Source organism: Streptomyces sp. ADMS (genome assembly GCF_033441795.1).
Taxonomy (GTDB): domain Bacteria; phylum Actinomycetota; class Actinomycetes; order Streptomycetales; family Streptomycetaceae; genus Streptomyces.
The window spans coordinates 19,599-27,965 of sequence record NZ_JAVFVX010000098.1 but is presented as its reverse complement, the minus strand read 5'-3'; the positions used below and the strand labels follow the sequence as shown (position 1 = coordinate 27,965).

The following is an 8,367-nucleotide window of genomic DNA, read 5'->3' as shown; positions in this document are numbered from 1 at the left end:
GTTCCGAAGAACGCCTGGCGTTGGGTCGACACCGCCCAGTACAAACTGACCCAGCGGGGTCAGCACCGGGCGGCTGGAGCGATCGATCTGTTGGTGTGTGCGACAGCCGTACACCATGGGTACACCGTCCTCCACGTCGACAATGACTTCGCGACGGTCGCCGGAGTCCTCAAGGAAGTTCAGGAGCGAGACGCACGAGCCTGATCTCCTGTCGGCCGGATCGGCGATCGTGGTGAGTGCGGCGACGAGGGTGGCGTTGCCCCGGTGGTCGGCCCGAGTTCGTCAGCGCGCGTTGGTGTCGTACCCGCCCCTGACGAATACCGTTCCGTCGGGTGACCCAGTTCCGATTGCTCTCGCGTGCTCGGGCGACACCCTGCTCCCCGACGGATATGGCACGGCCCTCACCGGGCCGCCTTGCGGTGGTCGAGGCATCCCAGCAGGGCCTCTGGTAACTCGGGTTGCGATCCCGGGCAGCATCAGGAGGCCCTGTTCGGTTCGGGCGATGGGGAGCATTCCGTGCTCCACGTCCAGTTGAGAGGGCGGGAGGAAGACGGGCGGGTGCAAGCGGTACCTGGCGGTCTGTGGCCGTTCCTGACGGACTGGGAGATCGTGTGGGATCGCGCGGAGCGGGTGGATGCTCGGCACTTCGTGCGGTGGATGCGGATCGCGGACAAGCCGGTGCGGGTGCGGTGGCGGTCTCGTGCCCTGGGTGATGTGGCGATCAGCGGTATCACGGCTGCGGCGACGCCCTGCCCGGCATCAGCCCACACGCCCTGACCGGCCGGCTGCGCCAGTTCGAGACCCACGGCATCGTCATCCGCACCGCCTACGCGGAGATCCCCCACGCGTCGAGTACCAGCTCACCCCCCTCGGTGAGGGGTTGCGCGACGTCCTCAACGCCATGGGTGCCTGGGCTCAGGCGGTCCCCGAGCCCGAGCCCGACGCCGTCACCTGACACTGCCGCCGGTGCGACGTACTCACGCCGGGCCGGCCAGTCTCTGCCGCAGGGCGTCGTTGTCGTCGTGATGGACGACCTCGTCGAAGCGCAGCCGCAGCCCGTGCTTGGCCAGTAGGCCGGCCACGATCGCGTCGAGCTGTTCGCGGTGTTCCTTGGAGCGGGCCTGTACATACGCCTCGCGCACCTCGTCGGGTTCGGCGGCGAGTACCTGGTCCATGCGCTCGCGAATGTACCGCTTGAGGTTGATGTGTTCCATGAACACCTCGGTGATGCCCGTTTCGACGAGCTGTCCGAAGAGGTGGTCCAGTCGTTCGGGCTGGGCGGCGAAGTGGGGCAGGAGGGGGCCGGCGAAGGCGAAGGTGGGGATGCCGGCCTCGCGCAGTTCCGTGAGCGTGCGCAGGCGGCGGGAGGCGAGCGGGGCGCGGACCTCCAGCCAGCGGCTGACCTTGTCGTCCGCGGTGGTCACGGTCATGCCGACCTCCGCCCGGGGCAGGCTGGTGAGCAGGTCGATGTCGCGGGTGACTACCGGCGATTTGGTCAGGATGCGGACCAGGCCCGGGTACTCGACGGCCTTCAGCTCGCGCAGGATGCCGCGGGTGAGCCGGTACTTCGTCTCGTGGCCCTGGTAGGGGTCGGTGGCCGAGCTGAGCAGCATCGTGCCGTGGCGCTTGTGCTCGGGCATCCTGGCCAGCTCTTTGCGGGCCAGATCGACGGCGTTCTTCTTCACGTACAGGTAGTCACCCCACTCCTTCGCCGACCGGCCGAACTGGCGCCCCGCGAAGGAGGCGAAGCAGTACGCGCAGCCCAGAACGCAGCCGGTGTAGGGGTTGATCGCGTAGTCGTTCGACGGGGTCTTCGACTTCTGGATCAGGGTCTTCGCCTCGATCTCGACCGGTTCCATGACGGGTTTCCTCTCTGCTGTCGGCCGCCCGCGCCCGGGGCGGCCTCGTCTCTGTGCCGTGCGCGGGGCGAGGCGACTGGACGCCTGGCCTGCATCACACGGAACAATAATCCCTGGAAGTTGATTCCATGGAATCTAAATGGTTTGCTGGGTGGGCGGCTGACCCAGGGCCTTGATCGCCCGTCTCCGGCAGGCGGGCCCCGTGAGCCGTTCTCGGAGCGCGGCAATCACCCTCCGGATCAAGCGCACCCTGGAGAGTCATATTCGTCCCGACATGGGACTGGAAAGGAGTAAGTGTCATGACCGTTCCCGCCTTCAACTCGGTCGCCTGGTTCGAGTTCGGCACCGACCAGCCGGAGGAGGTCAAGGAGTTCTACGGCGAGCTCTTCGACTGGAACTACGTCCTCAACACCAACACCCAGGGCGTCACCTATCACTCGGTGATGCCGCCCGGTACCCAGCAGCCGGCGGGCGGCGTGTGGGAGTCGGAGGGCGAGTTCCCCGACTACGCGAACTTCTACGTCCTCGCCCAGGACGTCACCGCGACCGTCGAGCGCGCCGCCGAACTGGGCGCCGAGGCGCTCATGCAGCCGGTCTCCGACTCCGCGGGCTTCAGCTTCGCCCGGCTGCAGGACACGGCCGGCAACCACTTCGGCGTCTTCTCCGTACCCGCCCCCTGACCGGACGCGCAGGCCGCCACACAACATCCGCCGGACGACCTGTTTCGCAGCACGGCCGACGGCCCTTCTCCGTCCGCCCCTTCCCCTGCCGGAATCACCCGCAGGGCTCGCGTCCCCACCGTTCCCCGACCGGGAGGCCCCCGATGTCCGGCACCAGCGCCACCAGCGAAAAGATCCCCGTCCACGTCTATGGCGGCCCGACCACCCTGATCGAGTACGGCGGGCTCAGGTTCGTCACCGACCCCACCTTCGACCCGCCCGGCGAGTACCCCATGCCCCTGCCCGGCGACCACAAGCTCGTCAAGACCGACCCGTCGCCCGTCACCGCCGCCGACCTGGGCGGCATCGACGCCGTCCTGCTCTCCCACGACACACACGACGACAACCTTGACAACGCCGGCCGCGCCTTCCTGCCCGAGGTCCCCGTCGTCTTCACCACCGAAAGCGGCGCCGGTCGTCTGGGGGGCAACGCGCAGGGGCTGGCCTTCTGGGAGACCGCCGAGCTCTGGCGGCCCGACGGCGGCACTGTGACCGTCACGGGCGTACCCGCGCGGCACGGCCCCGCCGGCTGCGAACCGGTCACCGGCGACGTCGTCGGCTTCATGCTCACCTCCGACGACCTGCCTCCGGTCTACGTCAGCGGCGACAACGCCGCCCTGGAGCACGTCGAGGAGATCGCAGGGAGGTTCGCTCCCGTCGGCACCGCGATCCTCTTCCTCGGCGGCGCCCGCATGGCCTTCGCCTTCGACAACGCCCTGCTCACCCTCGACAGCGCCCAGGGCGTCGAGGCCGCGCAGATACTCGGCGCCCGCCGGGTCGTCCCCGCCCACTTCGACAGCTGGGCCCACTTCAAGGAAGGCCGAAACGAGATCGAGGCCGCGTTCACCGAAGCCGGCCTCGCTGACCGCCTCGACTTCGCCCGATAGCCACCGCCCCCGCGCAAGAACCCAAGGAGCGAACGACATGACCAGCGCGAACATCGACACCGCCCGCACCTACTTCCAGGCCGTCCAGACCGGAGACATGGCTGCTCTCGGTGAACTCCTCGACGCCGACATCGTCTGGCACCAGCCCGGCGCCAACCAGTTCTCCGGCGAACACAAGGGCCAGGGCGCCGTCTTCCAGATGCTCGGCAGCATGATGGAGACCAGCCGGGGCACCTTCGCCATCGACAAGATCCACTCCCTCATGGGCAACGGGGACCTGGTCGCCGCCACCATCCACTTCACCGGCCGCCGCGACGACGCGTCGATGAGCATGGACGGCGTCGACCTCCTGCGCATCGAGAACGGCAAGATCACCGAGATGTGGCTTTTCTCCGCCGACCCGGCCGCCGAAGACACCTTCTGGGGCTAGAGCCCGTGGTGTCCGGGGTCGAACTCGGCCCCGGACACCCACGAGCCGATCCGTACGCACACGAAAGGCACCCACATGCGGAAGATGACCGAGCGGCAGTGGCGGGCGTTCGTGACGTACGGCACCCGCACCGCCAAGCTGTCCACCGTCCGCGCCGACGGCAGCCCCCACGTCACGCCGGTCTGGTTCCTCCTCGACGGCGACGACATCGTGCTCACCACCGAGAAGAACGGGGTCAAGGGCCGCAACCTCGCCCGCGACGGACGGTTCGCCCTCTGCGTCGACGAGGACCGGCCCCCGTACGCGTTCGTCCTCCTCCAAGGCCGCGCGACGATCTCCGGAGACCCGGATGGCATGCTGCGCTGGGGCGGCCTCCTCGGTGCCCGATACATGGGCGACGACCGTACCGAGGAGTACGCCGCACGCAACGGCGGCCCCGGCAACCTCCTCGTCCGGGGCCACATCGACAAAGTCATCGCCTTCGCCGGTATCGCCGACTGAATCGTGGGCTGACGGGCCGGGGCCGGGGGCTGTGCTCATCCGGCCCCGGCCGATCAACCCACGGGCCCTGCCGAGCCGTCGCGGCTCACGATGCCGGTCGGCCGGGCTGCTTCGGCGCCCGCGCAGCCGGCACCGGCGTCTTCGCGCTGGCCTTCCGCTCAGCGTCCAGGGCGCGCCCGGCCGCCCGCAGCGTGCGGAGGACCGCGGTCACCTCGCGTACCGACTCCTCGGGAATCACCGACCCGATGCGCAGTTCCAGCTCCTCCTCGAAGACCTTCAGCGCCCCGTCCACCAGCTTCCGCCCCTCGGGCGTCAGTTCGACGATCGAGGAACGGCGGTCGTTCGGATTGGCCCGCCGCCCACACAGACCCGCCGCCTCAAGGCGATCGACCACCTTGCTCGTGCCACCCACCGTGATCGAGAACTTCTCCGCGATGTCCTGGATCCGCCGCCCGGGCTGCTGCTGCAGCAGGTGCAGCACCTCGAACGAGGTCAGCGGCAGGTCGTACTCCGCCCTCAATCGCCCCTCGATGCCATCCCACAGCTCGATCTCCAGCGAGACCAGCTCCCGGTACAGCAGCTTCAGGTCGGCGTCAGCCATCAGTCATCTTCCGAAGAATTATCTTCCATGGACAGTTAATTGTAGGTTACTGCCATTCCAGTCCTGCGGACTGGAGCCACCACCCCGTGTGGCCCGACCTGGCTGCGGAGTTCCCTGTCGACGAACAGTCGTCCAGGGGCTCGCAGACCATGTGGCCGAGCGCCTGTCGGCTCAGGCGAGCGCGTTCAGCCGGGCCGCGTGGTCGTCGGTGAGGGAGAGCTGTGCGGCCTGGAGGAGACTCGTCCGGCGTCGACGGTCAGCTCGCCGTCCCTCGAATCAGCCGAGTGATCGGGAGCATCCGAGGTCAGGACGGCAGTCTGAAAGTGAGGGCCTGCAGCCCTCGGTCGAGGCCTACGCCAAGTAGTCCCTCGAACCGAGGCCACCACCAGGGCCACGTGGCGGACGGGGCCTCCATGACCCGCGTCGCGGTGGCCGGGTCCCACAGACGCACCCTAGTCACTGTGTCCTGTGATCAACCGCACGCATTCCCCCGGTGTCGGGATCCCAGAGACGTACCGTCATGTCCGCACTGGCGGTGGCCGGTATGCACTCTCCTCGGCCTGAAGTTGGCAGAGGTCGTACACCGTGCTGTCCTGTCCTTTCAGGATGCGGAGTTGTCCGGCACCCGCCTTTGTTGCCGGATCCCATAGGCGTACTGCGTCGCCAGTGCCGATGGCCAGGTGCGGGCGGCTGTCGATCGTGCGATTCCACAGCGCCCTGATGCCTCCGAACGAGGTCGCAGCACGCGCGTCACCTGGGCCGGCACCGGGTCCGGGACAGCGGTCGGACGTCCACGGTCGCACGGCGACCTGCACCCCGGCGTGCCGAGGTCAGCGGCTGTTCCACCCCGGTGTCCCATTCGGTCTGCGGCGGCGGGCTCCGCAACGTCTCCCGCGGGTAGGCTTCGCCTGATCAGGCGAAGTCGGCGGGGACGAGGCATGGGCGGGGTCGAGAAGACGCGGGGCGGCGGGGCTGAGCGGGCGACCTCGCGGGATGTTGCCCGGCTTGCCGGGGTGTCACACACGGCCGTGTCCTTCGTCTTCAACGGGCGTGCCCAGGGCAACCTCTCCGCCGAGACGCAGGAGAAGATCCGCAAGGCGGCCGAACAGCTCGGCTACAGGCCGAACGCGGTCGCCCGTGGCCTGCGCCGCCGTCGTACCGCCGTGATCGGTCTGGTCACGGACGAGATCGCTACCTCGCCGTTCGCCGGGCGGCTGCTGCGCGGGGCCATGGACATGGCGTGGAGCAGTGAGCACCTGGTGCTCACCGTCGACTCCCGGCAGGACCCGGTCGCCGAGGACGCGGCTGTCGCCGAACTGCTCGACCGGAGGGTCGACGGGATCATCTACGCCGCGCTGTCGTTGCGCCGCGCCCGAGTCCCGGAAGGGCTGCACCGCACGTTCGCCGTGCTCGCCAACTGTCTCCCCGAGGACGGCTCCCTCCCGGCCGTAATCCCCGCCGAGCGGGCCGGTGGCCGCAGCGCCGCGCGCGTCCTTCTCGATGCGGGCCACCGCCGTGTCGCCCTGGTGGGCGGTCTGGACGACATCGCGACCGCGGAACGGCTGCGCGGCTTCCGGGACGTGCTGCGGACGGTGGGGCTGACCGCCGAGAAGGACTGGATCATGCGGACGGGAGGGGAGATCGTCGCCGGGTACCAGGGCGCGCTGCGGCTGCTGGACGGTGTTCCCGCCTACCGGCGGCCCACGGGGATCGTCTGTTACAACGACCGGGTCGCCGCGGGCGTCCTCCACGCCGCCGCGCGCCTGGGCCTCGACGTGCCCGCCGAGCTGTCCGTCGTCGGCTATGACGACCAGGAACACATGGCGGCTTTCCTCAGCCCGCCCCTCACCACGGTCGCTCTGCCCCATCGCGCGATGGGAGAGACGGCCGTGCGCCTGCTCCTGGACGCCATCGACAGCGGGACCGCGCCGCCGGTCACCACCCGGCGGCTGGAGTGCCCCGTCGTCACGCGGGGTTCGGTGGGACCAGCTCCCAGCCCGTGACCTCGACGTCCGTCCCCGACACGGTCAGCTCCGCGATGTCGTCGTCCCGTCGGTACACCCGTTCCGTGGCCGTCGCCCGGTCACCCGCGAACAGTTCCAGCAGGGAGCCGTCCACGAGGATCCGTACGGTGAGGGTCTCGCCCGGCGGGGTCGCCAGGACCAGAGGGGCCGTGCCGTCCGGGCGGGAGCGTGGCCAGGCCTTGCGGTCCAGGGTCACCGTGCCGGACGCCGGATCGAGTCGCACGGTCAGTTCGGCCCCGGACGTGGCCCGCAGCAGACTCACGGTCGCCGCTGAACGGGCAGTCACCAGCAGGTCGTACGCGAGGGGGAGTGGCCGGTGCGGTCCTGGTGCGGCCGTGAACGGGACGGCCGCTCGCAGTAGTTCGAGCTCCGGAGCCGGTACGACCCGTAGTGTGCCGTCCTCGTGGGTGTCCATCACCCGGGGTGCCGTGAGGACCCCGGACCAGCCCGCGCGGTCCACCTCCTCGGGCGGGCGTGACTCCCAGGACCAGCCCCAGAGCAGGGCGCGGCCGGACTCCGTGTCCTGGAGGACGGAGGGGGCGTAGAAGTCACGGCCGAGGTCCAGCGGGCCGCCGCCCGTACCGGCCGCGAACCTCGGTCCACCGTCCGCCTGCTCCACCAGACGGCCCGTGACGTACGCGGTGCTCAGCGGGTCGCCGTCCCACAGGGCCACCGCCAGCACCCAGTCGCCCCCGGGGGTCGCCCACAACTGCGGGCACTCCCAGCCGATCGCCCGCTTGCCGAAGGCGCGGACCGCCGCCGGGTCCCGGCCGTCCAGCAGGACCCCGGCGAACCGCCAGTCGTGCAGGTCCTCACAGTCGTACACCAGGACGGACGGGGTGCCGTCGGCGTGGCCGGCGCCCATCAGCGCCCAGCGGCGACCGGCGAAGCGGAACACGAAAGGGTCCCGGAACATCGTCACGTCCAGGCCGGGTGGTGGGCCGGCGACCACCGGCACCGGCAGTTGCTTCCACTTCTGGAGGCCGTCGTCCTCGGTCACGGCGAGACAGATCGCGCTCAGGCCCTGGTGGTCGTGGTCGATCCCGGAGTACACCGCTGTCGGTACACCACCGTCGTCCACCACGCAGCCGGACCAGCAGCCCGCCTCGTCCGGGCCGTCGGGCGTGGGGCGCAGGGCGATCCCGTGGTCGTCCCAGTGGGCGAGGTCGGGGCTGGAGGCGTGGCCCCAGTGAACGTTCGTGTGCACGGGGGCGTCGGGGTTGTGCTGGTAGAAGAGGTGGTATCGATCGCCCCAGCGGAACGGGCCATTCGGGTCGTTCATCCAGTTGGCCGGCGGGCGGACCCTGAAACGCGGGCTGTTGGCGTCGGTCGACCGGCTCACGGAA

The 8,367-nt window shown here is 69.8% G+C and carries 9 protein-coding genes and 2 pseudogenes; 8 read left to right on the top strand and 3 right to left on the bottom strand.

Annotated elements, in window-relative coordinates; genetic code table 11:
* The 3 genes and pseudogenes from RB628_RS31255 to RB628_RS42740 form a co-directional block, all read left to right on the top strand.
* Positions 1-204: pseudogene (locus tag RB628_RS31255) on the top strand (VapC toxin family PIN domain ribonuclease); the annotation flags it as partial.
* 354 nt (positions 205-558) lie between these two features.
* Positions 559-777 carry a hypothetical protein gene (locus RB628_RS31250; protein ID WP_318323950.1) on the top strand — a complete coding sequence of 73 codons (219 nt, stop codon included), beginning with the start codon at positions 559-561 and terminating at the stop codon, positions 775-777.
* A pseudogene (locus RB628_RS42740) lies at positions 750-955 on the top strand (winged helix-turn-helix transcriptional regulator). Before RB628_RS31250 ends, RB628_RS42740 begins: the two are co-directional and overlap by 28 nt.
* 22 nt (positions 956-977) lie before the next feature.
* On the opposite strand, the gene RB628_RS31240 reads toward RB628_RS42740, so the two are convergent.
* Positions 978-1,859, bottom strand: a complete 882-nt coding sequence (locus RB628_RS31240) for an SPL family radical SAM protein (protein WP_318323949.1) — start codon at positions 1,857-1,859, stop codon at positions 978-980.
* Positions 1,860-2,158: 299 nt separating this feature from the next.
* Here RB628_RS31240 and RB628_RS31235 point away from each other — a divergent pair, with 299 nt between their 5' ends.
* The 4 genes from RB628_RS31235 (at position 2,159) to RB628_RS31220 (ending at position 4,396) form a co-directional block, all read left to right on the top strand.
* The gene (locus tag RB628_RS31235) at positions 2,159-2,539 is read left to right on the top strand and encodes a VOC family protein (RefSeq protein WP_318323948.1); all 381 of its coding nucleotides are present in this window, start codon (positions 2,159-2,161) and stop codon (positions 2,537-2,539) included.
* A 143-nt stretch (positions 2,540-2,682) separates the two neighbouring features.
* Positions 2,683-3,465: an MBL fold metallo-hydrolase gene (locus RB628_RS31230; protein ID WP_318323947.1), complete on the top strand. Its 783-nt coding sequence runs from the start codon at positions 2,683-2,685 to the stop codon at positions 3,463-3,465.
* Between the two features lie 37 nt (positions 3,466-3,502).
* Positions 3,503-3,895, top strand: a complete 393-nt coding sequence (locus RB628_RS31225) for a nuclear transport factor 2 family protein (protein WP_318323946.1) — start codon at positions 3,503-3,505, stop codon at positions 3,893-3,895.
* A 75-nt stretch (positions 3,896-3,970) separates the two neighbouring features.
* Positions 3,971-4,396 carry a PPOX class F420-dependent oxidoreductase gene (locus RB628_RS31220; RefSeq protein WP_318323945.1) on the top strand — a complete coding sequence of 142 codons (426 nt, stop codon included), beginning with the start codon at positions 3,971-3,973 and terminating at the stop codon, positions 4,394-4,396.
* Between the two features lie 85 nt (positions 4,397-4,481).
* Here the strand turns inward: RB628_RS31220 and RB628_RS31215 are convergent, their stop codons facing one another.
* Positions 4,482-4,997 (bottom strand): MarR family transcriptional regulator, encoded by a 516-nt coding sequence (locus RB628_RS31215; RefSeq protein ID WP_318323944.1) that lies wholly within the window; start codon positions 4,995-4,997, stop codon positions 4,482-4,484.
* A 938-nt stretch (positions 4,998-5,935) separates the two neighbouring features.
* On the opposite strand from RB628_RS31215, the gene RB628_RS31210 reads away from it, so the two are divergent.
* A complete protein-coding gene (locus RB628_RS31210) occupies positions 5,936-7,000 on the top strand; it encodes a LacI family DNA-binding transcriptional regulator (protein WP_318323943.1) in 1,065 nt (354 codons plus the stop codon).
* On the opposite strand, the gene RB628_RS31205 is transcribed toward RB628_RS31210, so the two are convergent.
* The gene (locus RB628_RS31205; protein WP_318323953.1) at positions 6,963-8,363 is read right to left on the bottom strand and encodes a glycoside hydrolase family 32 protein; all 1,401 of its coding nucleotides are present in this window, start codon (positions 8,361-8,363) and stop codon (positions 6,963-6,965) included. The genes RB628_RS31210 and RB628_RS31205 overlap by 38 nt on opposite strands.
* Positions 8,364-8,367: the final 4 nt, after the last annotated feature.